A 26416-nucleotide genomic window follows, 5' to 3' on the forward strand; every position below is an offset into this window, starting at 1 on the left:
TGAGGGGCGCCGTCAACCTGAAAGAAGACTCTATTCTAGAATCGGATGAATTGCGCACCTTCAGTCAGTCGGCAGCCGATGTCGCAAGGCCCGCGACTCCCTTGCCGCGCCGCTCCGCAAGCGCACTTTGTCCGAGCAGGATCGTCAGAAACGCGATCGCGCCGGCGATTACCGAGACCCAGAAGCCGCTGTCAGCGCCGTAGCGGTCGACCATCCAGCCGGCAGCCGCTGAGCCAATCGCCATGCCGATGCCGATGCCGGTCATCACCCATGTGATGCCCTCGGTGAACATCGAGGGCGGCACGCGACGCTCGATCAGCGCAAAAGATGTAATGAAGGTAGGCGCAATGGCGATGCCGCTCGCGAATACCGCCAGCGCGAGCGAGATCACTCCATTCGCTGCAAGTAGCGGAAGAGCGGTTGCGGCGATCACCCCAAGGGCGAGCAGCAATTGTCGCTCCAGCAGCATTTTCGGCTTGAGAGCGCCGACGATCAGCCCGACCACGAACGAGCCTGCGGCATAGACGCCGATGACGACAGTGGCCGCACCCGGCTGGCCGAACGACTTCGTTAGCGCAACGACAACGACCTCGGCCGTGGCGAACATCGCACCGACGGCGATCAGCGCGAAGGTGATGATCTGCACGGGCCTCAGGCGGATGGCCGAACTTGCCGCTCCTGTCTCGGCCGGCCGCACGGACGGTTCGGTCGATCGCTGGACAAGAAATGTAGCAGTCCCCAAAGCAAGCAATGCGGTAGAGGCAAGCACGCCGGCTTCCGGAAAGAGGGAGACGCTCAAGCCCACTGAAACCGAGGCGCCAAGGATGTACACCAGTTCGTCGGCGGCCGACTCGAATGCGAAAGCCGTGTTGAGTTCCGGTCGATCTCGGAAGATCTCGGTCCAGCGTGCACGCACCATCGCCGGAATGCTTGGCATCAGCGCAGCCAGGAATGCCGACGCAAACAGTGTCCAGATCGGCCAATGCCGATTCGTTGCCACCAGGAGGAATGCGAAAGCGATCACCGCAAGCGTGGTGGTCGGCACCGCGACACGCGTCTGTCCAAGGCGGTCGATAGAGCGCGACAGCAGCGGTGATACGATCGCGTTGGTGAAGGCGAAAGTCGCCGAAACGGCACCCGCCAGCCAGTATTCGCCATGGGTCTGCGACAACATTGCGACGATGCCGATCGGCGCCATGGCGATCGGCATCCGGGCAGCAAACGCAGCGGCGGCAAAGCCTTTGGTGCCGGAAGCCCTGAAGATCTCTCTGTATGGATTGGCCATGGCGAGCTCCTCGACATTCTGACCAGCGCCGCATAGATATCGGAAGACATACGACGCGTATGCGAATGGAGATAATTACATACGTGACGTATGTCAATTGGCATACGCCACGTATGTAAATGAGGCCAGAAGCCGTGCACAAACCGCGCAAGAAAATGATCGCCGAGACCCGCGCCAAGCTGATCGCGGCCGCGCGCCATGCCTTCGGCACAGTCGGGTTTGCGGAAGCGTCGATGGACGATTTCACGGCCGCCGCAGGTCTGACGCGCGGCGCGCTCTATCATCATTTCGGCGACAAGAAGGGCCTGCTCGAAGCGGTAATCGCTCAAATTGACACCGAGATGAACGAACGGCTGTGTGCGATTTCCTCAAAGGCGCCCAACCGCTGGCAAGGCTTCGTCGACGAGTCCGTCGCCTATATCGAAATGGCGCTGGAGCCCGAGATCCAGCGAATCGTGCTGCGCGACGGGCCGGCCGTGCTCGGCGACCCTTCACAATGGCCCAACGCCAATGCCTGCGTCTCGTCCATGACGAAGAGCCTTACGATGCTCAAGGAAGAAGGCCTCGTCGGCGACATCGACCCGGAGGCCGCCGCGCGCCTGGTGAGCGGCGCTTCACTCTATGCGGCGCAGTGGATCGCCAATGCCGATGACCCCGAGACGACGTCGAAGAAGGCAGTGAGGGCGTTCAAAGTCCTCCTGCAAGGACTTCTGACGAACCCTCAGCCCCGCTGAGCCTCGCCGCGCGCCAGGATACGCTGCATCTCGTCGATTGCGGCGTCGCGCTGCGGATCTTCTCCAGCCGCATAGGGCAGGCTGAACTCAACCGGCACGTCCGGCTGCACGCCGCTTCCTTCGAGGCGCACATTGTCGCCGATGATCGCATTTGCCACCGCGAGTTCCAGCAGGCTGTCGTCCGGGAGCAGGTAGGCCCGGCCGGCAAGCAGCGCGCCGGCGGTGCGCGAGCCGACCAGCGGAATGTGGTTCGCCTTCAGCGCATAGGCAAAGACCTCGAGCCCGCTCCTGGTGCCTTCGTCGATGATGCCGACCACCGGCCTGTGCCAGCGCACATTGGCGAGCTCTTGCTCGCCACTGCGCGGGATCAGCCGGAACGGCGGCGTGTTGCCGACGAACAGCTCCGCCGCGTCCGCGCTGCCGCCGCCCCAGCGGCCGCGCAGATCGAGCACCAGTCCGTCAGCGTCCTTGAGCGGACCTTCGGCGAGAGCTTCGGCAACGGCGCCCATGGAATGCGGCGCGGCAAGGGTCCACAAGTGCATGTAGCCGATCTTGCGGCCGCCGCGCTCGACGATCCTGGCGCTCTCTGCGATCGCCTTCTCGAATGTCGGCAAGGGTTTCAGCGACTCGACCTGTACTTTGACGTTCGTGAGCTCTGCCCCGGGCCGGCGGCGAAGCTGCATGTCGACGGCCCTGCCGACCTTGTCCTTGAATGAAGCGATTTCGTAGTAGGGCGCGCCGTCGACCGTCACGATCTCGTCGCCGACCAGGATTCCGGCCCGAGCAGCCGGCGAGCCGTCATAGACGTCGCTGACGTACCAGAGCCCGTTGCCCGGCTTCGCGATCATGCCGATCCCGGGGTAGGTGACATCGCCATCCGGAGGGAACAGCCGCTTGATGTCGTCGCGGATCGCATAGCGGAAGATATCGGCAAGCTCGAAATAGTCGATCGTGTCTTTGCTGAAGTGGCCGGTATGAGACGCCTGCAGGCTGGCAAGGACAGTGTCGATTGCCTGGTGGACCCGTTCATCGGGGCTCGTGACGGTCAACGGCGACTTTGGATCTTCGACTTCGCGTCGCACCGCCTCCTTGAAACGATCGAGCGCCGAGACGTCGTAGAACTTGTCGAGCACCAGCTGCACGGCTTTGTCGAATACCGGATTGCCCGACTTTGGCGGTTCGGCCGCGCGAGCCGTCCCGCCCACGAGCACGATAAGGAAGAGCGCCGAAAGGCGCCGGAGCGTTCCGATCTGCATGGGATCCTTGATCCTTTACGCCGCAGCAATATCGTCTGGGCAATCGGCAGGATCGAGGCCTGCGGCTCGCAATATTGCGTGACCGGCGGTGCGCTTCACGCAGCTTCCGCGGCGACAGATCCTGTCGCTCCGCCGGAAAGAAAACACGCGGTCATTCTGTCGAGACGCGAGCGAGTCCGGGCGGGCGATCGCCAGCATGGCCGTCGAAACATGACGGCCAAAGCGGCGGGGGCTCCGCCGGATTGACAATGCCGCGCCGTTGGCGATGCTGCGCGTCTCGCATTCGGGGGGAACTGGCAATGTGGGATTTCAGCATCGGCAGGACGCTCGCCATCATGGCCGGCACCTGGCCCTTTATCGTGCTTCGGCTTATCGTCTATCGGCATCACGCTCGCCTATGTCGTGGCGACCGGCACCGGCGCGGGCATCGGCTATGGGGTCGGCCACATCTTCGCCGATGGCGGCCCGGAGGGAGTGGCGTTCTGGGGCGGCATCCTCGGATTCGGCCTCGTCTCGGTGGTGTTCTACTGGCTGCGCGAATACATTCTCTACATCGTCAAAGCCGGCCACATCGCCGTGATGGTTCATCTGATCGACGGCCATGAGGTCCCCGGCGGGCAGGGCCAGATCGCCTATGCGCGACAGGTCGTGACCCAACGCTTCGCCGAGGCAAACGTGCTTTTCGCGCTCGACCAGCTTGTGAAGGGCGCGATCCGCGCAATCACCGGACTGCTCGGCGGCGTCGCAGCACTGCTGCCCATTCCCGGCCTCGAAGGCATCGTGCGCTTCGTCAACACGGTGATCCGCCTCTCGCTCACCTATGTCGACGAGCTCATTCTCGGCCACAATATCCGGATCGACAGCCGCAACCCTTTCGAGACGGCGCGGCAGGGCGTAGTGCTTTATGCCCAGAACGGCACAACCATGGTGAAGAATGCGCTGTGGCTTTCCGTCATCATGTGGGTGCTGGCGTTCGTGGTCTTCCTCTTCATGCTCGCGCCGGCGGCAGCCATCCTCTACGTCATGCCGGGTGTGCTTGCGGGTTGGAGCTTCGTCCTGGCAATCATCCTCGCCTGGGCCGTGAAGGCAGCGCTGCTCGAGCCCTTCGCCATCGCCGCACTCATGCAGGTCTATTTCAAGGCGATCGAGGGCCAGGCCCCCAATCCCGATTGGGACCGTCGGCTGGCTGAAGCTTCGAAGCACTTCCGCGAGCTGAAGGACAAGGCGCTTGCCTCGTTCGGCGGCACGCGCTGGCAACCGGATGCGCAGCCGAGCCAGCCCGCTTGAGGCCCACGGCAAAGCTGTTGAGCGCCAATCGCGAGGGCGAACGGAGGTTGGCTTTGCCGCGACCCGCGCCTATATCGGGCTATGACCACGCGGCTCTACACCCACCCCATCTATCTGGAGCACATCACGCCGCCCGGCCATCCTGAACGTCCCGACAGGCTGAAGGCAATCGCGCGCGTGCTCGAGAATGACGGCTTCGGGGCGCTCGATCGCAGGGAGGCGCCGAGAGCCGACGTCTCCGCCGTGCGGCTTGCCCATCCCTCCGACTACGTCGAGCGTATCGAAGGCGCGGTACCCGAGGCGGGGATCGTGCGCATAGACGCCGACACCTCGATGAGCCCGAAGAGCTTCGAGGCGGCGCTGACCGCGGTCGGTGCCGCTATGGCTGCGGTCGACGATGTCTATTCGGGCGTGGCCGGCAATGTTTTCGCTGCCGTCCGCCCGCCGGGCCATCACGCTGAGCGCGACACCGCCATGGGCTTCTGCCTCTTCAACAATGCCGCGATCGCTGCCCGCCATGCCCAGAAGGCTCATGGCGCTGAGAAGGTCGCCATCGTCGACTGGGACGTCCATCACGGCAACGGGACGCAGGACATCTTCTGGTCCGATCCGTCAGTGCTCTATGCCTCGACCCATCAGATGCCGCTTTATCCCGGCACCGGCGCCGTGAGCGAGACGGGCGTCGGCAATATCGTCAACGCACCGCTCCCGCCGGGCAGCGGCGGCGAGCTTTTCCGCGAGGCATTCAACAGTCGGGTGCTGCCGGCAATCGATCGCTTCCAGCCCGACCTGATCGTCATTTCCGCCGGCTTCGACGCGCATCAGCGCGATCCGCTGGCCGAGATCAACCTCGTCGAGGACGATTTCGACTGGGCGACCGGGCAGTTGATGGAACGCGCCGGGCGCTTTGCCGATGGACGCCTCGTCAGCCTGCTCGAAGGCGGCTACGATCTGCAGGGACTGGCATTTTCGGTGGCCGCTCATGTCGGCCGCATGATGAAGGGTTGAGGGATGGCCGAAGCTGATACTAACAGCGATATCAAGGAGATGAGCTTCGAGCAGGCGCTGGACGCGCTTGAGAAGATCGTCGACGATCTCGAACGTGGCGACGTGCCTCTCGACCAGTCGATAAGGATCTACGAGCGCGGCGAGGCCCTCAAAGCGCATTGCGACCGCCTGCTGAAAGCTGCCGAGGATCGGGTCGAGAAGATCAGGCTCTCGCGCGAAGGCAAGCCGGTGGGCATAGAGCCGCTGGACGGAGATTAGAATCGATCTTGGAAGGGAACGGGAATTATGTGCCGAAACATCAAGCCGCTTTTCAACTTCGATCCCCCTGCGACGGATGACGAGATCCGCAATGCCGCGCTTCAGTTCGTGCGCAAGGTGAGCGGCTTCACGCGGCCTTCCGCCAAGAACGAGCATGCATTCGAACATGCGGTCGAGCACATTGCCGCTGCCGCCCGCGAACTGCTCGATTCCCTGGAGACGACTTCGCATCCCCGTAACCGGGAGGAAGAGGCGGCCAAGGCCCGAGCGAGAGCGGCAGTCCGGTTTGCGTGAACATAGATGAGCTTCTTTCCTGGTAATGATCCCGAGCCCGGCGATGCTTTCTCCTGCGACGCCATCGAGTTGATGGTCATCCCCAACGCCAAGGACATCGGCGGTTTCGAGGTGCGCCGCGCGCTGCCGACCGCGAAGCGAAGACTGGTCGGGCCGTTCATCTTCTTCGACCGAATGGGTCCGGCGATCCTACGTGCAGACCAGGGGCTCGACGTGCGGCCTCATCCGCATATCGGTCTCGCGACCGTCACTTATCTCTTCGACGGCAAGATCAGGCACCGCGATTCGCTCGGCACCGAGATGGTGATCGAGCCGGGCGACGTGAATTTGATGACGGCCGGCCGCGGCATCGTCCATTCCGAGCGCTCGCCCGAAGAGCTGCGCGGTCACCCCTTGTCGATATCCGGCCTTCAGACATGGCTCGCACTGCCTGACGGCAAGGAGGAGATTGCGCCGGTTTTCGACCACACGGTGCGTCAACAGCTCCCCGGAATCGATGCGGACGGCGTGAAGGGGAGGGTGGTGATCGGTTCTTTCGAGGGGCTACGCTCCCCGGTCCGTGCATATTCCGACACGCTCTATGTCGACTTGGCGCTCTCTCCAGGCTCGCGCGTGCGCATCCCGGCTGACGCCGAGGAGCGCGCTATCTATGTGCTCGACGGCAGCGTCACCATCGCCGGCGACCGCTTCCCCTCCGACCGGCTGTTGGTCTTCAGACCAGGCGACGAGATCGTCGTGGAGGCCGACCAGGGCGCGCATTTCATGCTGTTCGGCGGCGCCTCGCTGGGCTCCAACCGCTACATCTGGTGGAATTTCGTCTCGTCCTCGCGCGAGCGCATAGAGCAGGCGAAACAGGAGTGGAAGACCGGCCGTTTCGACATCGTGCCCGGAGATGCGGAAGAATTTATACCTCTGCCAGAGGGTTAGCCTGAATTCTGCCCGCGAACGATGGTACATTTACTTTCTCGTTGCGGGAGCCTATTCGATAGCCCTAAAGGCCAACCAAATTGCAACCATCCCTTGAAACACCTCTGCTGGACACCATCCGGGTGCCGGCCGATCTGCGCAAACTGCCGGAGTCCGATCTGTCGCAGCTCGCGGCAGAGTTACGTGCCGAACTGATCGACGCAGTTTCGATCACGGGCGGTCATCTCGGCGCCGGGCTCGGCGTGGTCGAACTCACCGTCGCATTGCATTACGTTTTCGATACGCCTAGCGACCGCCTGATTTGGGATGTCGGTCATCAGGCCTATCCGCACAAGATCATCACCGGACGGCGTGACCGCATCCGTACGCTGAGGCAGGAAGGTGGGCTCTCCGGCTTCACCAAGCGTACCGAGAGCGATTACGATCCGTTCGGCGCGGCCCATTCCTCGACCTCCATCTCAGCCGGTCTCGGCATGGCGGTGGCGCGCGACCTCAAGGGCGGCAAGAACAATGTGATCGCCGTGATCGGCGACGGCGCGATGTCGGCCGGCATGGCTTATGAGGCGATGAACAATGCCGGGGCGCACAATGCACGCCTCATCGTCGTGCTCAACGACAACGACATGTCGATCGCTCCACCGACCGGCGCGATGAGCGCCTATCTTGCTCGCCTCGCCGTAGGGCGCACCTATCTCGGCCTGCGTGACTTCGGCAAGAAGGTGACTTCATATCTGGGACAGCGAGCCGACCGCGCCATCACCCGCGCAGTCGAGCATGCGCGCGGCTACGTTACCGGCGGCACGCTGTTCGAGGAGATGGGCTTCTACCACATCGGCCCGATCGATGGACACAATCTCGAGCACCTGGTCCCGCTGCTGAGAAACGTGCGCGACAATGTCAACGGCCCGGTTCTGATCCATGTGATCACGCAAAAGGGAAAGGGTTATGCGCCAGCGGAGGCTGCGAGCGACAAGTATCACGGGGTCAACAAGTTCGACGTGATCACCGGGGCTCAGGCCAAGCCACCGGCAAACGCGCCTGCCTACACGAAAGTCTTCGCGGAGAGCCTGATCGAGGAGGCACGTCATGATGATCGCGTGGTTGCCATCACTGCGGCAATGCCTTCGGGTACAGGGCTCGACCTTTTCGGCGAAGCCTTTCCCAAGCGCACCTTCGACGTAGGCATCGCCGAGCAGCATGCGGTGACTTTCGCCGCAGGATTGGCGGCAGAAGGATTCAAGCCTTTCGCGGCGATCTATTCGACCTTCCTTCAGCGTGCTTACGACCAGGTCGTGCATGACGTCGCGATCCAGAAGCTGCCGGTGCGTTTTCCGATCGACCGCGCGGGCTTCGTCGGCGCCGACGGCCCGACGCATTGCGGCGCCTTCGATACGACTTTCCTCGCCACGCTGCCCGGCTTCGTGGTCATGGCCGCATCCGACGAGGCGGAGTTGCGCCATATGGTCCGTACGGCCGCGGCCTATGACGAAGGCCCGATCTCGTTCCGCTACCCTCGGGGCAATGGGGTCGGCGTCGATATGCCCGAGCGCGGCCAGATCCTGGCGATCGGCAAGGGGCGCGTCATCAAGGAAGGGACCAAGGTCGCACTGCTCTCCTTTGGAACGCGCCTGCAGGATTGCGTCGCCGCGGCGGAAGAGCTCGACGCTGCCGGGCTGTCGACGACGGTTGCCGATGCGCGCTTCGCCAAGCCGCTTGACCAGGACCTGGTCCGCCGGCTCGCCCGCGAGCATGAGGTGCTGGTGACGGTCGAGGAAGGCGCGGTCGGCGGCTTTGCCAGCCATGTGCTGCAACTCCTCTCCCATGACGGCCTGCTCGATACGGGGCTCAAGGTCCGTCCGCTCGTCCTGCCTGATGCGTTCGTCGACCACGCCAAGCCGGAGAAAATGTATGCTGACGCGGGGCTCGACTCGGCTGGCATCGTGCGCACCGTGTTTGCCGCGCTAGGCAACCAGGCGCGAGCCGCGCTCGCTTAGGCAGCTGTCCGACTCACCTACTGGAGTACCCCTCATCCGTCTCGGCGCTGCGCGCCGATCCACCTTGCACGGGGGCAGAAGGGGAGGAGTCTGGCTTGCCGCAAATCTCGAACGTCGCAAACTTCCGGTTGCACTAAAACCGGCGCATAGTCACGTAACCTGCTGTTTACGCTGACATTTGACGTTCCCGTAACCCTGTCTTTTGGCCGATTCTTAGCCGCCCGCCAGCTAGAACGCCGGCCAACGGGGCAGGGGAGACTGGTGAGATGAAAGCGCTGTGGGCGGGCGCGGTTGCAATCGGCATTCTGCCGATGTCGGCCTTTGCCGGGCCTGAGTACGATGCCAGCATCGATAAGGCCGCGGCCGGGATCGTCGCCGCCAGGATCGGCGAGATTCGTGGCGGCTTCTCCTTCAATGCGAAGCTGGCTTCTGTCCTGGCGCCCGAAATTCCGGCGGCCGACCTGAACACAACAGGCAACGCGACAGGTGCTCGGCAGGGTGGCCCTGCTGCTTTCGCCGTCGACCGCATGACCCTGCAATTGTTTTAGCGTCACGCTGCTTGCCAGAGGGGTGCGTATTCGCCAAGGAAGGCGAATGAACGCAGTCCCCTCACTGCCAGGCCGTATCCGGCTTGACGAGCTGCTCGTCTTGCGCGGCGAGTTCGCCTCGCGCTCTCGGGCGCGCGACGCGATCGCGCGTGGTGCCGTTCGGGTTGGCGGCGCCGTCGCGACAAAGGCCGGATTGCTGGTCGCAAACGAAGCTGTGATAGAGGTTGACGATCCGGCCCGCCGCTACGTCTCGCGTGCCGCCTTGAAGCTGATCGCCGGGCTCGACCATTTCCGCCTCGACCCCAAGGGTGCAGTTGCGCTCGACATCGGTGCTTCGACAGGTGGCTTCACCCAGGTACTTCTGGAGCGCGGCGCAGCCCATGTGATCGCGCTCGATGTCGGCCACGGGCAGATCGATTCTTCGCTCGTTGGAGATCCGCGCGTCACGCTCATCGAAGGGTTGAACGCGCGGGATTTGACCACGGCACATCTCGGCGGCCAGCGCCCCGATTTTCTCGTCTCCGACGTGAGCTTCATCTCACTGAAGCTCGCCATGCCGCCAGCGCTCGAAATAGCAGCGCCTGGCGCGGCAGCCGTTTTCCTTGTGAAGCCGCAATTCGAAGCCGGCCGCGAGGCGATCGGCAAGGGCGGCGTACTTCGCGATCCCGCCTTGGCAGAACGCATCGCGGAGGACCTTCGGGCATGGCTTGACGCGTTCCCAGCTTGGCATGCTGTCGGCTTGTGTCCGTCGCCGATCGAAGGTGGTGACGGCAATCGTGAATTCCTGTTGGGAGGATTGAAAGACAGTTGAGCGAGAAGCTGACCATAGTGCGGCTGGGCGCGCAGGGCGACGGCGTGGCGGACGCGGAGCATGGCTCTGTGTTCGTGCCTTATGCGCTGCCTGGCGAGGAGGTTGTGGCTGAGGTCGAGCGCGGACGCGGCCGGCTGGTTGCGGTCGAAAACCCTTCGCCGCTGCGGGCCGACCCGGCTTGCCGGCATTTCGGCACGTGCGGCGGCTGTGCGATCCAGCATCTCGAAGCCGGAGCCTACAAGGCCTGGAAGCGCGACATCGTCGTGCAGGCACTGCGCAGCCGCGGCATAGAGTCGGGCGTCGAAGCGCTGGTGCCTTGCGAGCCGCATTCGCGACGGCGGGCGGTCTTTACGGCAAGGCGGACGGAAGCCGGGATGCTGCTTGGCTACAACCAGGCGTCCTCAAGCCAGATCGTGCCGGTCGAGGAATGTCCCGTATCGCTTCCGGCCATCGTATCTGCGCTCGCCCGGCTGAAGGCGCTGGCTGGCCTCGTCTGTGCTACGCCACTCCCCTTCCACGTCGGCGTGACGGTGACGGCATCCGGGCTCGATGTCGCAGTGAGCGATAGCGGCAGGCTCGGCGATGAGGCGCGCCGCGCATCGGTGCGTTTTGCGATAGAGCAAGGCCTGGCCCGACTTTCCGTCGATGGTGAAATCATCGTCGAGCCGAAGAAGCCGGTAGTGATGTTCGGTGACATCGCGGTCTCACCTCCGCCCGGCGGCTTCCTGCAGGCGACGGAAAAGGCGGAGCAGGCAATGGCTGCACTGATAGGCGGGCATCTCGCGCGCGCCAGAAAAATCGCCGACCTTTTTTCGGGCAGCGGCACCTTTGCGCTGAGGCTCGCTCACAAGGGCGAAGTGCATGCCGTGGAGGGAAACGCAGCGGCCTTGGCTGCGCTCGACAAGGCCTTTCGCGGCGCGAGCGGCTTGAGACGCGTGACCACCGAGCGTCGCGACCTGTTTCGCCGGCCGCTTACCTTCAAAGAGCTCGCCGGCTTCGACGGGTTGGTATTCGATCCGCCGCGCGCCGGGGCGGAAGATCAGTCGAAGCAGATCGCGCGCTCCGAGGTGCCATTCGTCGCGGCGGTTTCCTGCAACCCTGCGACGCTGGCGCGAGACCTCCGGATATTGATCGACGGCGGCTACCGCCTGAAATCTGTCACGCCGATCGATCAGTTCCTCTGGTCGCCACATGTAGAGGCGGTTGCGCTTCTGGAGAAGCCGAAAAGACGGCGGTGAACCGAGCATAATCCCAAAAAGTTGCAGACTTTTTGGATAAGATCATGCTGGAAAACGAGAGCTAGAACGTTGCGGACAGCAGCTCGTCGACGAACTCGGGCACCATCTTGGTCGCCGGTCCATGCCGCGCTTCGGAGAACAGGCTGCAGCCATTAGAGGGCTCGAGATTAAGTTCGACCGTATGTGCGCCCGTGGCCCGCGCCTCCGATACAAAGCCCGCAGCAGGATAGACGGTTCCGCTTGTGCCAATCGAAACGAATAGGTTGCAGCCCGACAGCGCGACGTAGATCTCGTCCATGCGATAAGGCATCTCGCCAAACCAGACCACGTCCGGCCGCATCGAGCCGACGGCTCCGCAATCCGGGCAGGCGAGCTCGATCGAAAGGTCTTCGCGCCAGGGGCGGCGCGCCTTGCATGACGCGCAGAGCGCCTTCGCGTGCTCGCCATGCATATGGATCAGCTTTTGCGACCCGGCGCGTTCGTGAAGTTCGTCGATGTTCTGGGTGACCAGCAGGAAATTGCCTCGAAATTCTCGCTCCAGCCGGGCCAGGGCGAAATGCGCGGCGTTCGGATGTACGTTCGCCATGTTGCGCCGGCGCCAATTGTAGAAATCGTGCACCTTGGCGGGATTGCGCGCAAAGCCTTGCGGCGTCGCCACCTCGCGATAGTCGACCTGAGCCCAGATCCCATCCTTGTCACGGAATGTGGATAGGCCGGATTCGGCAGAAACCCCGGCACCGGTCAGCACGACGATGGAGGAGGGGACTGTCATGTGGTTCACCGATCAGAAGGTGACGTATCTAAACCCGATCCAATGTCATTGAGGAGGCGCCTGCTCGTTCGAAAAGGCCATGAAGCGGATGATGCGCCAGACGCCGTCGGCCTCCTTCCGAAACACGTCGAGCCCCGACTCCGACGAAACATCCTCGCCAGGCAACACTGACAACGTCCAGTTCAGACGTACAATCGCAAGATTCCCTTCGACGATGATCTCCTTGATGTCGGGCGAATAGCGGAGCCCGTGCCCCGGAGTCGCGAGCACCTTCGAAATTGTCTCACATCTTGCCTGGTAATCGGCTTCACCCTTACCCTGCGTGTCCGAGATCAGTCCCTTCGAAAAGAGGCCGCAGGAGGCTTCCGCACGGCCGTCATTGAAATCTCGCGCCCAGTCCTCGATTCTTGTCCGGATGTCGGCAGCATCATCGGCCAGCGATGGGCTCGGAAAGCAGGCCAACAGCAATATGGGAACCGCCAGGATACGCAGGCGCGTAGACCCACCGTCTCCGCATCGCGTTCGTAGCGGCATTTGCTGCCACCAGACTATACATGCGTGCCATCGACTGTGCGCGTGTTGAGCTTGCTTCATGCAAGAATGAGCACACTTTTGTCTGAAGCTTGTCAAATAGCGGTAGAAAGAGATGGGGCCTACGCCCCCTGATACGTCCGCAGCCGGAAATGGCTGGCGGCGACGACCGTGCGCAATCTGATTCAAGCATCAGTCAATCCCGGGCTGGGCCGGCAAGACCGCCTATGATCTGATCCGTGACGGACAACCGGACAAGGTACTTGCCTATTTGGAGGCAGTTCGCTCGGGCGTCTATGCCTGAAAGCGCCGCCCCGATCCAGCTTTGCACCCTGGCGCGCCTTTGTTCGCCGACGGGCATACGTGCCGCCTCAGTTCCGGGTCGTCGATCCCGAAGATCTGCTGCCGAAGATACCTGCTTCCTGGCTGTAGGGCCGTAGCCTCACACCCTCGTGCCGCCGACCGTCATCTGATTCATCCTGAGATGCGGCTGCCCGACACCGACCGGCACGCCTTGGCCGGCCTTGCCGCACATGCCGATGCCGGTATCGAGCTTCAGGTCGTTGCCCACCATGGTGACGCGGTGCATGGCATCCGGGCCGTTGCCGATCAGCATCGCCCCTTTGATCGGCTGCGTCACCTTGCCGTTCTCGATCATGTAGGCCTCGGTGCAGCCGAACACGAATTTGCCGGAAGTGATGTCGACCTGGCCGCCACCGAAGGAGACGGCATAGATGCCATTCTTCACGGAAGCGAGGATGTCGTCAGGCGTCATGTCGCCGGCCGTCATGAAGGTGTTGGTCATGCGGGGCATCGGCTGGTGGGCATAGGATTCGCGACGGCCGTTGCCCGTGGGCTTCATGCCCATCAGGCGGGCATTCTGCCGGTCCTGCATATAGCCGACCAGCTTGCCGTCCTCGATGAGCACTGTGCGATTGGTCGGCGTGCCTTCGTCATCGACGGTAAGCGAACCGCGCCGCTCGGCGATCGTCCCGTCGTCGACCACCGTGACCCCCTTGGCTGCGACCTGCTGGCCCATCAGGCCTGCGAAGGCCGAAGTCTTCTTCCGGTTGAAGTCGCCTTCCAGCCCGTGGCCGACGGCCTCATGCAGCATGACGCCCGGCCAGCCGCTGGCGAGCACGATATCGAAGGTTCCGGCCGGAGCGGGAACCGCCGCGAGATTGACGAGAGCCTGCCTCAGCGCCTCATCTGCGCCGAATTTCCAGCTGTCCTCAGCTATGAACTCCGAGAAGGACTTGCGGCCGCCCATGCCGTAGGAGCCGCTCTCCTGGCGGTCGCCTTCGCCGACGACTACGGAAAAGTTCACGCGAACCAGCGGGCGGATGTCGCTCACGACCTGGCCGTCGGCGCGCAGAATCTCGACATGTTGCCAGGAGGCCGCGAGCGAGGCCGTTACCTGGCGCACGCGCGGATCCCGAGCACGCAGATAGGCGTCGATCTCCTGGAGCAGCTTGGCCTTCTCGCCGAAGGAGGGCGCGGCGATCGGGTTCTCGTCACCGTAGAGGTGCCGATTGGTGCGTGCCGGTGCATCGGCGAGCGTGCCGGAATAGCCGCTCTTCACAGTGGATACCGCATCGGAGGCGCGCAGCAGCGACGCTTCCGACAGCTCGCTCGAATGCGCATATCCGGTAGCCTCGCCTGCGACGGCCCGAAGTCCGAAGCCCTGGTCGGTATTGAAGTTCGCAGTCTTCAGCCGGCCATTGTCGAACATCAGCGATTCGTTCTCGCTGTATTCGAGATAGAGCTCGCCGTCGTCGGCGCCGCTGATCGTGTCGGCAACGATGCGGCGTATGCGATCGTCCGAAATGTCGAATTGGGTGAGGAGGCTTTTCATAGCACCACCGCTCATCTTGTCCGGGAATGGTCTCGCGACGATGTAGGGGTTTAGGCCCGCTTCGGCAATGCGCGGCCTCTTGCGAGGCCGAGGAACAGGGGGCGAGTCGCGACAGCCCGGCTACAGGCTCAACCATCGTGTAGACGAAAAACCGTCACGGGCACGGTTGTGACCGTCGTCGAACGCGAATGCCGTTAAGCTATGAGAAGCTCGACCGCGGGAGCCCGGCGGTCGACCGTTATGGCAGCGCCGCGAAGCCTTCCGCGAACCCCTTGAGGTCGACAGGGATGCCGATACCCTCCTCCGGCGTCTGGAAGACGATGAAGGTTGCCGAGGTGCCGCTCTTCAGCGTGTCGAGGAGTTGCTTCTCGAGGATCACCTCAGCGTAGCAGCCGTCCTGGAAACAGCGCACGAAATAGGCGCGGCCGATATCCTTGCCGTCGACATTGAGCCCCAGGCCATTCGGCAACAGCACGCCGAGCGGTGCGAGCACACGCAGGATCTCGGCCTTGTTGTCGGCTGTGCGAAGCACCACGACGGAGAGACCAATCTCGGGCCGGTCCTCTGCGACGACGTTCTGCATCATCGCGCACTGTTCAGAGCTTGCGCCGGCAGGCGTGTCGCAGATGATCGACCACGCGCCATGCGTTGACTTGACCGTACCGTTCTGCTGGGCCGCCGCGACCGCGGGACCTTGCGCTGCCGCTAGCAGCAGAATCGCGATCAGGGGGCGAACCAATCGGAAAAACATTCTCGCTCCATTGCGAATCACGTCACTTTATATCGCGTGATGCTTTCAAATATAGGGTTTTCACGACATTCAACGCCAATTTCGCCTGAATTGCGGCTTGCGCGGACCCCTTGCGGCATAGTGTCCATAGTGGACCACGCGGTGCGCCGCCCGGGCTCGTGCGATAGCGCCGCAGCAGTGTCGCCGAAGTGCAAAAATGCCGCATGAGTTGGGGGCCTCCTTTCTTGCGGTCGACATCAGAGTGTGATTTGAACCTGCCCGATTGCGCACGGATTCCGCCCTGGGGCGGTTCTGTCTAAGGCGCTTCTTGAGTGGAGAAGAAGAGGGTGATGAAGAGGATCGTTGGCAGCCTCGGGGCGCTCCCCGTCCTTCTGATGGCAGGCGCTGCCTTTGCCGATCAGCCGCGGCCGTGGGAGGTGACGTTCCAGCCCGCCGCTACGGGCATCATGGGGCAGATCACCTGGTTCATGCACTACACGCTGTGGTTCATCGTGCCGATCACACTGCTCGTGCTCTTCCTCCTGGCGTATTGCATCCTGAGATTCCGCGCGAGCGCCAATCCGACGCCGTCGCGCACCAGCCACAACACGGTCATTGAGGTGATCTGGACTGTCGGCCCGGTTGTTGTCCTTCTATTCCTGGCTATCCCGTCCTTCCAGCTGCTCACGGCGCAATACAATCCGCCGGAAGAGCCGAAGCTGACCGTGAAGGCAACCGGCAACCAGTGGAACTGGGACTACGAGTACCAGGTCGACCAGCCGCTCACCTTCAATTCGGCGATTCTGGCCGACAAGGATCGACAGGCCGCCGGCAAGAGCGACCTTGCCGTCTATCCGCGGCTGCTTACCGTCGACAATGAGATGGTTGTGCCGGTCAACACCACCACGCGCGTTTTGGTGACTGGCAACGATGTCATCCATTCCTTCGCCGTTCCGGCCTTCGGCATCAAGATCGATGCCGTGCCCGGGCGCATGAACGAGACCTGGTTCAAGGCAGACAAGGAAGGCCTCTACTATGGTCAGTGCTCCGAGCTTTGCGGCAAGGATCACGCCTACATGCCAATTGCGGTCCGCGTCGTGTCCGAGGCCCAGTACAACACGTGGCTGGCGGCGGCCAGGACGGACCTCGGCGGCGCCAACAAGGCGTTGATGGCAGAGATCGACGCGCAGCGGAATGTAGCGTCTGCGGCGCACTGACGCCCGGACGGGTTTGAGAACAGGGAACGGAGCAGAACATGTCAGGCGCTGCAGCTCACGACGACCACGCGCACGATCACGCGCCCTATCGCGGCTGGGTCCGTTGGGTCTATTCGACCAACCATAAGGACATCGGCACGCTTTATCTGATTTTCGCGATCATGGCCGGCTGCGTCGGCGGCTTTCTGTCGGTGATGATGCGCTGGGAGCTCGCGGAGCCCGGCATCCAGGTATTCCACGGCCTCGCTTCGATGGTCTACGGCGTCGAAGGCGATGCGGCGCTCGACGCGGGCAAGCACATGTACAATGTGTTCACGACCGGGCACGGCCTCATCATGATCTTCTTCATGGTGATGCCCGCGATGATCGGCGGCTTCGGGAACTGGATGGTGCCGCTGATGATCGGCGCGCCGGACATGGCGTTCCCTCGCATGAACAACGTCTCGTTCTGGCTCTTGCCGCCAGCCTTTATCCTGCTGATCATGTCGATGTTCGTGCCCGGCCCGGCCGGTGGCTGGGGTGTCGGCGGCGGCTGGACGATCTATCCGCCGCTCTCGACCTCGGGTCAGCCTGGCCCGGCGATGGATCTTGCCATTCTGGCGATACACATTGCCGGTGCTTCGTCGATCCTTGGCGCCATCAACTTCATCACCACGATCTTCAATATGCGCGCACCGGGCATGACTCTGCACAAGATGCCGCTGTTTGCCTGGGCCGTGCTGATCACTGCTTTCCTCCTGCTGCTCTCGTTGCCGGTGCTCGCGGGCGCCATCACGATGCTCCTCACCGACCGCAACTTCGGCACCGCTTTCTTCGTGCCCGAGGGCGGCGGCGATCCGATCCTGTTCCAGCACCTGTTCTGGTTCTTCGGTCATCCTGAGGTGTACATCCTGATCCTGCCGGGCTTCGGCATCGTCAGCCACATCATCTCGACCTTCTCGAGGAAGCCGATATTCGGTTATCTCGGGATGGCCTATGCGATGGTGGCAATCGGCGCGGTGGGCTTCGTCGTGTGGGCGCACCACATGTACACGACGGGTCTTTCGCTCGACACGCAGCGCTACTTCGTCTTCGCGACGATGGTGATCGCAGTGCCGACCGGTGTAAAGATTTTCTCCTGGATCGCGACGATGTGGGGCGGCTCGATCTCCTTCCGTGCTCCCATGCTGTGGGCGATCGGCTTCATCTTCCTGTTCACGGTCGGCGGCGTCACTGGCGTGCAGCTCGCCAATGCCGGCCTCGACCGCTCGCTGCAGGATACCTACTACGTGGTGGCGCACTTCCACTACGTGCTGTCGCTCGGTGCAGTCTTCGCGATCTTCGCGGCCTGGTACTACTGGTTCCCGAAGATGACCGGCTACATGTATTCGCCGCTGATCGCCCGCACCCACTTCTGGGTCACCTTCATCGGCGTGAACCTCGTCTTCTTCCCGCAGCACTTCCTCGGCCTCTCGGGCATGCCGCGCCGCTATATCGACTATCCGGATGCGTTCGCCGGCTGGAACCATGTTTCGTCCATCGGCTCCTATATCTCCGGGTTCGGTGTGCTGATCTTCCTCTATGGCGTGTTCGAAGCCTTCTCGAAGAAGCGTATCGCGGGCGCCAACCCATGGGGCGAGGGTGCGACGACGCTGGAATGGCAGCTGCCTTCGCCGCCGCCGTTCCACCAGTGGGAGCAGCTGCCGAAGATCAAATAGGCAGAGCACCAGAACGCATGCCGACGCCGCCGGCTCGTCCGGCGGCCCCGGTTTCAAGGAAGGTAATGGACCAAGAATGTCGCTGGTCGAAAAGAACGCCATGGAAGATGCCGGCCTTCGCCTCTCGGAGGCGACGGCTGCCGACTTCTTCGCGCTTCTGAAGCCGCGCGTGATGTCGCTGGTCGTATTCACCGCTTTCGTAGGGCTGATCGCGGCGCCGGTCCATATCCATCCGTTCCTTGCCGTCATCGCGGTGCTTGCGATTGCGATCGGTGCAGGTGCGTCCGGCGCGCTGAACATGTGGTACGACGCTGATGTCGATGCCGTCATGACGCGCACTGTGTCCCGGCCGATCCCGGCAGGTCGCATAAAGCCGAGTGAAGCACTCGTCTTCGGCCTGATCCTGTCGGCGTTCGCCGTGATGATGCTCGGGGTGCTGGTCAACTGGCTGGCAGCGGCACTGCTCGCCTTCACCATCTTCTTCTACGCCGTGATCTACACGATGTGGCTGAAGCGCTGGACCCCGCAGAACATCGTGATCGGCGGCGCGGCTGGCGCCTTCCCGCCGGTGATCGGATGGGCGGCGGCGACCGGTTCCGTGAGCCTGGAAAGTCTTCTCCTCTTCCTCATCATCTTCCTGTGGACGCCGCCGCATTTCTGGGCGCTGGCGCTCTTCAAGAAGGACGAGTACGGCCGCGCGGGTATTCCCATGATGCCGAACGTCGCCGGTATCGCGTCGACGAAGCGGCAGATCTTCGCTTACACGCTGATCATCTTTCCGGTCGGCGTGCTGCCGGCACTACTCGGCTACGTTTCATTCGGCTACGGCATTGTCGCCGCAGGACTTGGCGCCGCATTCGTCTGGTACGGCTGGTCGGTTTTGAAGATGCCTGAAGGGGACCGTAAGATGAAGCCCGCCAAGGCATTGTTCGGTTACTCGCTGCTCTATCTCTTCGCGATCTTCACGGCCTACCTCGCCGATGTGGTTGTGGGGCGCGCCTTGGCGCTGCCGGGAGCATGACTATGCAGATCGAGACCATCAAGCCTACCCAGGCCGAGTTGAAGGCCCGTCGCAACCGTTCGATTGCAATCGGTCTGGCGCTTTTTGCCTTCGTGATCGTCGTCTATGTCGCGAGCATCGTCAGGATGAGCACATGAGCGACGATGTCCGCACGATCGATGGGAAGATGCAGCGGTCGAACCGCATCGTGGCAGGTGTCTGCCTTGCATTCTTCGCCGGCATGATCGGCGCCGCTTATGCGTCCGTGCCTCTTTACAGGCTGTTTTGCCAAGTCACCGGTTACGGCGGCACGACGCAGCGCGTCGACCACCAATATTCGGACAAGATCCTTGACCGCACGATCACTGTGCGGTTCGACGCAAATACATCCGGCGGTCTGCCATGGGATTTCGCGCCGGTGAAGCGCGACATAACGATGAAGATCGGCGAGACCGTCCAGTCCGATTTCCGCGCCACCAACCTCTTCGACACGCCGACTTCGGGCCATGCCAGCTTCAACGTGACGCCCGAGCTCGCCGGCTCCTACTTCAACAAGGTCGAGTGCTTCTGCTTCAACGACACGACGTTGAAGGGCGGCGAGACACTCGACATGCCGGTCGTCTTCTATGTCGATCCGGCGATCGTCGACGTGCCTGAGTTGAAGGACATCAGGACGATCACGCTTTCCTACACCTTCTTCCCGCGGGAAGGGGAAAAGCCCGTTGCGGCGACACAGAAGCCGGCCGGCACGGGCATCAACAAGAACTCGGACAGCAACGGGGGCTGAGATGGCAGACGCGCACGCCAAACCGCAACACGACTATCATCTCGTCAACCCGAGCCCGTGGCCGTTTCTCGGCTCCGTGGGCGCGCTGGTCATGGCGATCGGCGGCGTTTGCCTGATGCAGTATCTGAAGGGCGGCGACTTCCCGATCTTCGGTCACAACATCGCCAATCCGTGGCTGTTCGTCATTGGTCTCCTGATCGTGCTCTACACCATGTTCGGCTGGTGGTCCGACACGATCAAGGAAGCCCATGAGGGTCATCATACGCGCGTCGTGTCCCTGCACCTGCGCTACGGGATGATCATGTTCATCGCCTCCGAGGTGATGTTCTTCGTTGCGTGGTTCTGGGCCTTCTTCGACGCCAGCCTGTTTCCGGGCGAGGCGATACAGGTCGCTCGTGACCAGTTCACAGGAGGTGTGTGGCCGCCGAAAGGGATCGAGGTGCTCGATCCATTCCATTTGCCGCTCTACAACACCATCATTCTGCTCTTGTCGGGCACGGCGGTGACCTGGGCGCACCATTCGCTCCTCCACAATGACCGCAAGGGCCTGGTCTGGGGCCTGGCGCTGACCGTGGCGCTCGGCGTGCTGTTCTCCTGTGTCCAGGCCTATGAATATATGCATGCGCCATTCGCCTTCCGCGATTCGATCTACGGCGCGACTTTCTTCATGGCGACCGGCTTCCATGGCTTCCACGTGCTGATTGGAACCATCTTCCTGCTGGTCTGCCTGCTGAGAGCGATCGGCGGAGATTTTACACCGAAGCAGCATTTCGGCTTCGAGGCGGCGGCCTGGTACTGGCACTTCGTCGACGTGGTGTGGCTGTTCCTGTTCGCCTGCATCTACGTGTGGGGCGGCTTCGGAGCGCCGATAGCGCACGCCGGCTGACAGTCAAGTGACTTCCTCGTTGCGAACGGCCGCGCTTGCGCGGCCGTTTGTCGTTAGCGTTGGGGGGCATCACATTGATCGCGGGCGCCGCAGCGAAATTCGGCTATGCTTACGGAAGTGAGAAAGGCGGACCGGTGAGCGAAGACAAGGCGATATGGCCGGAGGTCGATCCGATCTCGGCAGGCTTGAAGGGCCGCTGCCCGCGCTGTGGTGAGGGCAAGCTCTTCCCTGGCTTCCTGAGCGTCGGCAACCGCTGCGTCAATTGCGGGCTCGATTATTCCTTCGCAGATGCCGGCGATGGGCCGGCGGTGTTCGTCATCCTGATCATCGGCTTCGTGGTCGTCGGACTGGCGCTCTGGATGGAGGTGACGTTCAACCCGCCGTTCTGGCTGCACCTTGTCCTGTGGATTCCGCTGGCGCTGGTGCTCTGCCTGACGGCTTTGCGCCTCATCAAAGGCGTGCTGATCACGCTGCAGTACCGCAACAAGGCTGCGGAAGGACGTCTGGACGCGGGTAAATGAGTGTTCTTGGCAAGCCGGAGGCCGCACGCGGCTTCCCGTGGACTGCCCTGGTCCTGGGGGTGATCGGCATAGCGATTCTCCTGTCGCTCGGCACCTGGCAGCTGCAGCGGTTGGCCTGGAAGGAAGCGCTGATCGCTTCCATCGATCAGCGCACTCACTCGGAGCCGCGGCCGCTCTCGGCAGTCGAGCGGCAGTTCGCCGAGACCGGAGACGTCGACTACTGGCCGGTAGAGGTTGAAGGCACTTTCGACCATGCCAAGGAGCGGCATTTCTTCGCGACCTATGAGGGCCAGCCCGGCTTTTACGTCTATACGCCTCTGAAGCTTGCAGACGGGCGATTCATCCTCATCAATCGCGGCTTCGTTCCCTACGATCGCAAGGATGTCTCGACGCGGCTGCAAGGTCAGGTCGAGGGAACCGTCACACTCAAGGGGCTCGCTCGCAACCCGCTCGCTGCAAAACCGTCCTTCCTGATCCCGGAGAATGAACCGGACAAGAACATCTTCTACTGGAAGGATCGCGACACGATGGCGCGCTCGGCCGGGCTCGATACCGCCCGTTTGCTGCCCTTCTTTATTGACGCCGACAAGGCGCCCAATCCCGGTGGGCTACCGGTCGGCGGCGTTACCATCGTCGATATGCCCAACAATCATCTGCAATATGCCGTCACCTGGTACGGGCTGGCGGCGGCCCTCGCAGCGGTGCTCGGGGCTTGGCTCTGGCGCACTCGAAATGAGAGGCGGGCTTGACAGCAATAGGGCCCAACCCGCATGTCGGCCTTGATCTGACATCCTGACCAGAATGCTTAACACGCTTCAAAAGCCACCCCTCACGATCCGGCTCTGCCAACCGCGCGGCTTCTGTGCGGGGGTTGACCGCGCCATCCAGATCGTCGTGCTAGCGCTGAAGAAATACGGCGCCCCTGTCTATGTGCGCCATGAAATCGTGCACAATCGCTATGTGGTTGAAGGCCTGCAGCGCAAAGGCGCCGTTTTCATCGAGGAGCTAGATGAAATCCCGGCCGAGCACAGGCATTGCCCAGTCGTTTTTTCGGCGCACGGTGTGCCCAAGTCCGTGCCGGCCGACGCTCAGGCGCGCAGCCTTTTTTATTTGGATGCGACATGCCCGCTCGTCTCCAAGGTGCACAAACAGGCCATGCGCCACCAGCGGCTCGGCCGGCATGTGCTCTTGATCGGACACGCCGGGCATCCCGAAGTCATCGGCACAATGGGGCAATTGCCCGGGGGCGCGGTGACGCTGATCGAGACAGAAGCCGACGTCGCGGCGTTCGAGCCCAACGATGCCTCTGCGCTCGGCTTTGTCACACAGACCACTCTTTCGGTCGAGGACACGGCCGGCATCGTCCGCGCGCTCGAGACGAAATTCCCGGAGATCAAGGCGCCGGCGGCGGAATCGATCTGCTACGCGACGACCAATCGACAGGACGCAGTCAAGGCCACCGCTTCGGGCGCCGATCTTTTCCTGGTTGTCGGCGCGCCGAATTCCTCCAACTCGCGCAGGCTCGTCGAGGTGGCAGAGCGGGCGGGGGCGAAAATGTCGCTTCTCGTTCAGCGCGCCGCCGAAATCCCGTGGGACGACCTCGGCGATCTTTCCACACTTGGCCTCTCTGCCGGGGCCTCTGCTCCTGAGGTGATCGTGGATGAGATCATCGATGCCTTCCGCCATCGCTATCACGTCACGGTCGATCTCGCCGTGACGGCGACCGAGACGGCAGATTTTCCTGTGATGCGCGACCTGCGCGATGTCGAGCTGACCGCCGCCGACATGGCTTTCGTCAATGGTGCAGGCTAGACCATGGCTGTCTATACCGATATCACGGAGGGCGAGCTCGGCGCTTTCCTCAAGCAGTATCCGGTTGGCGAATTGCTCTCCTACAAGGGCATCGCCGAAGGGACCGAGAACTCGAATTTCCTGCTGCATACTTCGGCCGGTGCCTACATATTGACGCTCTACGAGAAGCGGGTCGATCGTTCCGACCTGCCGTTCTTCCTCGGGCTGATGGAGCATCTGGCGAAGAGGGGGATAAGCTGCCCTCTGCCGGTCCACCGGAGCGATGGTGCGGTGATCGGCGAGCTCGCCGGACGCCCTGCTGCCCTCATCACCTTTCTCGAAGGCATGTGGATGCGCCGTCCGACGGTGGCGCACTGCCGCGAGGTCGGCAAGGCGCTGGCCGCGATGCATCTCGCCGGTGCGGACTTCCCTTTGTCACGGCCGAACGCGCTGGCGATCGACGGCTGGCGGAAGCTCTGGGCCGGGGCTCGTGACCGGGCTGACGAGGTCGAGCAAGGTCTCGCACGCGAGGTGGACGCGGATTTCGTGGCGCTGGCGCGCGATTGGCCGACCTCGCTTCCGGCGGGCATCATCCATGCCGACCTTTTCCCGGACAATGTTTTCTTCCTGGGTGCCAAACTTTCGGGGCTGATCGATTTCTACTTCGCCTGCAACGACTTCTACGCATACGATCTCGCCACCTGCCTCAACGCATGGTGCTTCGAGAAGGACCACGCCTTCAATCTCACGAAGGGCGCAGCACTGATTGCCGGCTACCAGTCGGTAAGGCCGCTGTCCGATGCGGAGCGGGACGCTCTGCCCATTCTTTCGCGCGGTTCGGCGCTCCGCTTCATGCTGACCAGGCTCTACGACTGGCTGACCGTCCCGAATGGCGGGCTGGTGCTGAAGCGCGACCCGAACGAATATATCCGCAAGCTGCGCTTCCATCGCCAGATCGCGTCCGCGTCGGAATACGGGCTGGCCCCATGAAGAGCGTCGAGATCTTCACGGACGGGGCGTGCTCGGGCAATCCGGGACCGGGGGGATGGGGCGCGATCCTGCGCTACGGAACTACGGTCAAGGAGCTCTCGGGCGGCGAGCAGCTCACCACCAACAACCGCATGGAATTGATGGCAGCGATCGAGGCACTGAATGCGCTGAAGGAACCCGTTGCCGTCGAACTCTACACCGACAGCAACTATGTCCGCGACGGCATCAATGGCTGGATCGAGGGCTGGAAACGCAATGGCTGGAAGACTGCAGCCAAGCAGCCGGTGAAGAACGCCGAGCTCTGGCAGGCGCTCGATGAGGCGCGGCGGCGGCACAAGGTCACCTGGCACTGGGTGAAGGGCCATGCCGGCCATCCCGAGAACGAGCGTGCCGACGAGCTGGCGCGGCTGGCGATGGCCCCGTTCAAGTTGAAACGCAACAGGCAGGTACCACCGCCTTAAGCGGCGGGGTAGGATACCGCCGTCAAGACTGGGCGGAAGTCCAGGCTCTGATCTTAAAGCTCTGTTGTGAAGGTCAGTGCCAGGCTCGGGGGCTCAGAGCTGTTCCAGAATCTTCGCTGCCGCCGACTCGACCACGCCCGGCTTCGGCTCGACATTGAGCACGGTCACCTTGCCGTCGTCGACGATCATGGAGAAGCGCTTCAAACGGAGCCCCATGCCGAACTGGGACATATCGCCGTCCAGGCCGGTGGCCTTGGCGAAGTCGCCGCTGCCGTCGGCGAGGAACAGGATCTTGCCTTCGCCGCCGGTTGCTTTAGCCCAGGCGCCCATGACGTAATGGTCGTTGACCGCGACCACCGCGATCGCATCTACGCCCTTGGCCAGGATCGCTTCGTGGTTTTCCAAGTAGCCGGGCAGGTGGGTATTGCTGCAGCCCGGCGTAAAGGCGCCCGGCACACCGAAAAGCACGACACGTTTTCCCGAAAAGATATCGCTGGTCGTGAGATCCTTGGCGCCTTCAGGCGTCATGGTCTTGAAGGTAGCCTCGGGAAGCTTCTCTCCGGCTGAAATCATGGGATCGCCTTTGCTGGGTTTGATAGCGCGTGCTTGGTTGATAGCGCGCCAACGATTTATCGCGGTGGCTGGATTTGTCCAGCCTCGAACGAAGCAGTGGTCATGGCGCGGGAGGGTAGGGCAGGGTACCGGATACGGCGCCTGCTGCGGCCACCAGCGTATAGTGCAGCGCGCCTTTGTCGGGCGCTTTGTCCGGACGTTCGAGGATGGGCACGGAGAACAGCAGTTTTTCACCCTCCTCGCGTCGCTTCGGCGGCCCGAACTGGTACCCGTCGGCGCCGGCCAGAAAAAAATCGACCTTGTCGGGCTCGCCTGCGAAAGCAGCTTCGACGAGCACCTCGTCCTGGCCGCCCGGCAGAGGGGTCACGCCGAAATCCGGCTGGACGGGTCCAGGCAGAGCATCCACCGCCGCCTGCACCACGGCCGCGTCGTCGGCATTGCCGGGATCGCTTGCTGCATCGACCTTCAGCGTCGCCTGTAGCGGCACGCAGATTGTCTCGCAGATGCCCAGGAAGACCTTGGCTTCGATCGTGGCGGGCTGCTTGGGATCGGAGACGGTGAAGGTGACTGGGAATGTCACGGGCTCGTTATAGCCTGCCCATTTCGCGAAGCCGTCGTCGAAACGGTGCGGCGCCGGAAACGACATATCCGCTGAAGCAATGTTTCGGCTTTCCGAAAGATCGATGCTGGGCGGTACGCCGGCATCGCCGGGGTCGGTCCAGTAGGTCTTCCAGCCGGGCTTCAGGTCGATCTGCAGTGCGCCCCGGAGAACGCCCCTCCCATCCGGCGTACCTGTGGTGACCAGCCTTACACTGCCGCCTTCGGCATCGTACCAGTCGCTCGACGATGCCAGTGCCGGTATTGCACCAATCAGCAGGACAGAGGACGTCGCAATCGGAAGAATCTGTTTACGCATGAAACATTCTCTGGCCGTTTCCGAGGGGTAGTTTCAACCGAACAAAGGA

General features: G+C 62.6%; 28 protein-coding genes and 2 pseudogenes. 22 read left to right on the forward strand and 8 right to left on the reverse strand.

From position 1 onward, the window contains the following. Positions 1–64: 64 nt before the first annotated feature. Positions 65–1285, reverse strand: a complete 1221-nt coding sequence (locus SAZ10_RS03865; protein ID WP_318607858.1) for an MFS transporter — start codon at positions 1283–1285, stop codon at positions 65–67. A gap of 134 nt (positions 1286–1419) precedes the next feature. Between SAZ10_RS03865 and SAZ10_RS03870 the strand changes: the two genes are divergently transcribed. Then, positions 1420–2019, forward strand: a complete 600-nt coding sequence (locus SAZ10_RS03870; RefSeq protein WP_318607859.1) for a TetR/AcrR family transcriptional regulator — start codon at positions 1420–1422, stop codon at positions 2017–2019. Here SAZ10_RS03870 and SAZ10_RS03875 read toward each other — a convergent pair. Beyond that, positions 2007–3275 (reverse strand): S41 family peptidase, encoded by a 1269-nt coding sequence (locus SAZ10_RS03875; protein ID WP_318607860.1) that lies wholly within the window; start codon positions 3273–3275, stop codon positions 2007–2009. The two genes, SAZ10_RS03870 and SAZ10_RS03875, sit on opposite strands and share 13 nt — an antisense overlap. Before the next feature lie 299 nt (positions 3276–3574). Between SAZ10_RS03875 and SAZ10_RS03880 the strand changes: the two are divergent. The 9 genes and pseudogenes from SAZ10_RS03880 (at position 3575) to SAZ10_RS03920 (ending at position 11640) form a co-directional block, all read left to right on the forward strand. Further along, positions 3575–4562, forward strand: a pseudogene (locus SAZ10_RS03880) (hypothetical protein). A gap of 81 nt (positions 4563–4643) precedes the next feature. After that, positions 4644–5570 (forward strand): histone deacetylase family protein, encoded by a 927-nt coding sequence (locus tag SAZ10_RS03885; protein ID WP_318607861.1) that lies wholly within the window; start codon positions 4644–4646, stop codon positions 5568–5570. 3 nt (positions 5571–5573) lie between these two features. Then, a complete protein-coding gene (locus tag SAZ10_RS03890) occupies positions 5574–5828 on the forward strand; it encodes an exodeoxyribonuclease VII small subunit (protein WP_318607862.1) in 255 nt (84 codons plus the stop codon). A 27-nt stretch (positions 5829–5855) separates the two neighbouring features. Further along, positions 5856–6122, forward strand: a complete 267-nt coding sequence (locus SAZ10_RS03895; RefSeq protein ID WP_318607863.1) for a DUF2277 domain-containing protein — start codon at positions 5856–5858, stop codon at positions 6120–6122. Positions 6123–6128: 6 nt separating this feature from the next. Then, a complete protein-coding gene (locus SAZ10_RS03900) occupies positions 6129–7049 on the forward strand; it encodes a pirin family protein (RefSeq protein WP_318607864.1) in 921 nt (306 codons plus the stop codon). Positions 7050–7129: 80 nt separating this feature from the next. Then, complete coding sequence (dxs, locus tag SAZ10_RS03905; protein WP_318607865.1) at positions 7130–9043, forward strand: 1-deoxy-D-xylulose-5-phosphate synthase; 1914 nt, start codon at positions 7130–7132, stop codon at positions 9041–9043. 266 nt (positions 9044–9309) lie between these two features. Further along, a complete protein-coding gene (locus SAZ10_RS03910; protein ID WP_318607866.1) occupies positions 9310–9591 on the forward strand; it encodes a hypothetical protein in 282 nt (93 codons plus the stop codon). A 46-nt stretch (positions 9592–9637) separates the two neighbouring features. Further along, complete coding sequence (locus SAZ10_RS03915; protein ID WP_318607867.1) at positions 9638–10402, forward strand: TlyA family RNA methyltransferase; 765 nt, start codon at positions 9638–9640, stop codon at positions 10400–10402. After that, entirely contained in the window at positions 10399–11640 is a 1242-nt protein-coding gene (locus SAZ10_RS03920) for a class I SAM-dependent RNA methyltransferase (protein WP_318607868.1), read from the forward strand. Before SAZ10_RS03915 ends, SAZ10_RS03920 begins: the two co-directional genes overlap by 4 nt. 61 nt (positions 11641–11701) lie before the next feature. Here the strand turns inward: SAZ10_RS03920 and SAZ10_RS03925 are convergent, their stop codons facing one another. Continuing rightward, entirely contained in the window at positions 11702–12412 is a 711-nt protein-coding gene (locus SAZ10_RS03925; RefSeq protein ID WP_318607869.1) for an NAD-dependent deacylase, read from the reverse strand. Positions 12413–12457: 45 nt separating this feature from the next. Continuing rightward, complete coding sequence (locus SAZ10_RS03930) at positions 12458–12946, reverse strand: YybH family protein (protein ID WP_318607870.1); 489 nt, start codon at positions 12944–12946, stop codon at positions 12458–12460. 146 nt (positions 12947–13092) lie between these two features. On the opposite strand from SAZ10_RS03930, the pseudogene SAZ10_RS03935 reads away from it, so the two are divergent. After that, a pseudogene (locus SAZ10_RS03935) lies at positions 13093–13247 on the forward strand (DUF2384 domain-containing protein); the annotation flags it as partial. Positions 13248–13385: 138 nt separating this feature from the next. Here SAZ10_RS03935 and tldD read toward each other — a convergent pair. Together tldD and SAZ10_RS03945 are read right to left on the reverse strand one after the other, a co-directional pair. After that, positions 13386–14798, reverse strand: a complete 1413-nt coding sequence (gene tldD / locus SAZ10_RS03940; RefSeq protein WP_318607871.1) for a metalloprotease TldD — start codon at positions 14796–14798, stop codon at positions 13386–13388. Positions 14799–15036: 238 nt separating this feature from the next. Further along, positions 15037–15549, reverse strand: coding sequence for an invasion associated locus B family protein (locus tag SAZ10_RS03945; protein WP_318607872.1), 513 nt, complete (start codon positions 15547–15549; stop codon positions 15037–15039). 329 nt (positions 15550–15878) lie between these two features. Between SAZ10_RS03945 and coxB the strand changes: the two genes are divergently transcribed. From coxB to rnhA, 11 genes are all read left to right on the forward strand, one after another. Then, positions 15879–16745 carry a cytochrome c oxidase subunit II gene (coxB, locus tag SAZ10_RS03950; RefSeq protein ID WP_318607873.1) on the forward strand — a complete coding sequence of 289 codons (867 nt, stop codon included), beginning with the start codon at positions 15879–15881 and terminating at the stop codon, positions 16743–16745. Between the two features lie 38 nt (positions 16746–16783). Continuing rightward, on the forward strand, positions 16784–18442 hold the full coding sequence (gene ctaD / locus SAZ10_RS03955; protein ID WP_318607874.1) for a cytochrome c oxidase subunit I: 1659 nt from the start codon (positions 16784–16786) through the stop codon (positions 18440–18442). A gap of 76 nt (positions 18443–18518) precedes the next feature. Continuing rightward, entirely contained in the window at positions 18519–19463 is a 945-nt protein-coding gene (gene cyoE / locus SAZ10_RS03960; RefSeq protein WP_318607875.1) for a heme o synthase, read from the forward strand. 2 nt (positions 19464–19465) lie between these two features. Beyond that, entirely contained in the window at positions 19466–19600 is a 135-nt protein-coding gene (locus tag SAZ10_RS03965) for a hypothetical protein (protein WP_318607876.1), read from the forward strand. Beyond that, on the forward strand, positions 19597–20229 hold the full coding sequence (locus SAZ10_RS03970) for a cytochrome c oxidase assembly protein (RefSeq protein ID WP_318607877.1): 633 nt from the start codon (positions 19597–19599) through the stop codon (positions 20227–20229). The genes SAZ10_RS03965 and SAZ10_RS03970 overlap by 4 nt, the downstream gene beginning before the upstream one ends. A 1-nt stretch (position 20230) precedes the next feature. Further along, positions 20231–21115 (forward strand): cytochrome c oxidase subunit 3, encoded by an 885-nt coding sequence (locus SAZ10_RS03975; protein WP_318607879.1) that lies wholly within the window; start codon positions 20231–20233, stop codon positions 21113–21115. Positions 21116–21249: 134 nt separating this feature from the next. Then, positions 21250–21636 carry a DUF983 domain-containing protein gene (locus tag SAZ10_RS03980; RefSeq protein WP_318607880.1) on the forward strand — a complete coding sequence of 129 codons (387 nt, stop codon included), beginning with the start codon at positions 21250–21252 and terminating at the stop codon, positions 21634–21636. Further along, on the forward strand, positions 21633–22385 hold the full coding sequence (locus SAZ10_RS03985) for an SURF1 family protein (RefSeq protein ID WP_318607881.1): 753 nt from the start codon (positions 21633–21635) through the stop codon (positions 22383–22385). The genes SAZ10_RS03980 and SAZ10_RS03985 overlap by 4 nt, the downstream gene beginning before the upstream one ends. A 52-nt stretch (positions 22386–22437) precedes the next feature. Next, positions 22438–23448 carry a 4-hydroxy-3-methylbut-2-enyl diphosphate reductase gene (ispH, locus tag SAZ10_RS03990; protein WP_318607882.1) on the forward strand — a complete coding sequence of 337 codons (1011 nt, stop codon included), beginning with the start codon at positions 22438–22440 and terminating at the stop codon, positions 23446–23448. Between the two features lie 3 nt (positions 23449–23451). Further along, positions 23452–24417: a homoserine kinase gene (locus SAZ10_RS03995; protein ID WP_318607883.1), complete on the forward strand. Its 966-nt coding sequence runs from the start codon at positions 23452–23454 to the stop codon at positions 24415–24417. Further along, positions 24414–24878 carry a ribonuclease HI gene (rnhA, locus tag SAZ10_RS04000; RefSeq protein ID WP_318607885.1) on the forward strand — a complete coding sequence of 155 codons (465 nt, stop codon included), beginning with the start codon at positions 24414–24416 and terminating at the stop codon, positions 24876–24878. Before SAZ10_RS03995 ends, rnhA begins: the two co-directional genes overlap by 4 nt. A 93-nt stretch (positions 24879–24971) precedes the next feature. Here rnhA and SAZ10_RS04005 read toward each other — a convergent pair whose 3' ends face one another. Together SAZ10_RS04005 and SAZ10_RS04010 are read right to left on the reverse strand one after the other, a co-directional pair. Continuing rightward, the gene (locus tag SAZ10_RS04005; protein ID WP_318607886.1) at positions 24972–25451 is read right to left on the reverse strand and encodes a peroxiredoxin; all 480 of its coding nucleotides are present in this window, start codon (positions 25449–25451) and stop codon (positions 24972–24974) included. 100 nt (positions 25452–25551) lie between these two features. Then, positions 25552–26367 (reverse strand): protein-disulfide reductase DsbD domain-containing protein, encoded by an 816-nt coding sequence (locus SAZ10_RS04010; protein WP_318607887.1) that lies wholly within the window; start codon positions 26365–26367, stop codon positions 25552–25554. Positions 26368–26416: the final 49 nt, after the last annotated feature.

It is taken from the genome of Mesorhizobium sp. BAC0120 (assembly GCF_033542235.1).
In the GTDB taxonomy this organism is placed as follows: domain Bacteria; phylum Pseudomonadota; class Alphaproteobacteria; order Rhizobiales; family Rhizobiaceae; genus JAWRCU01.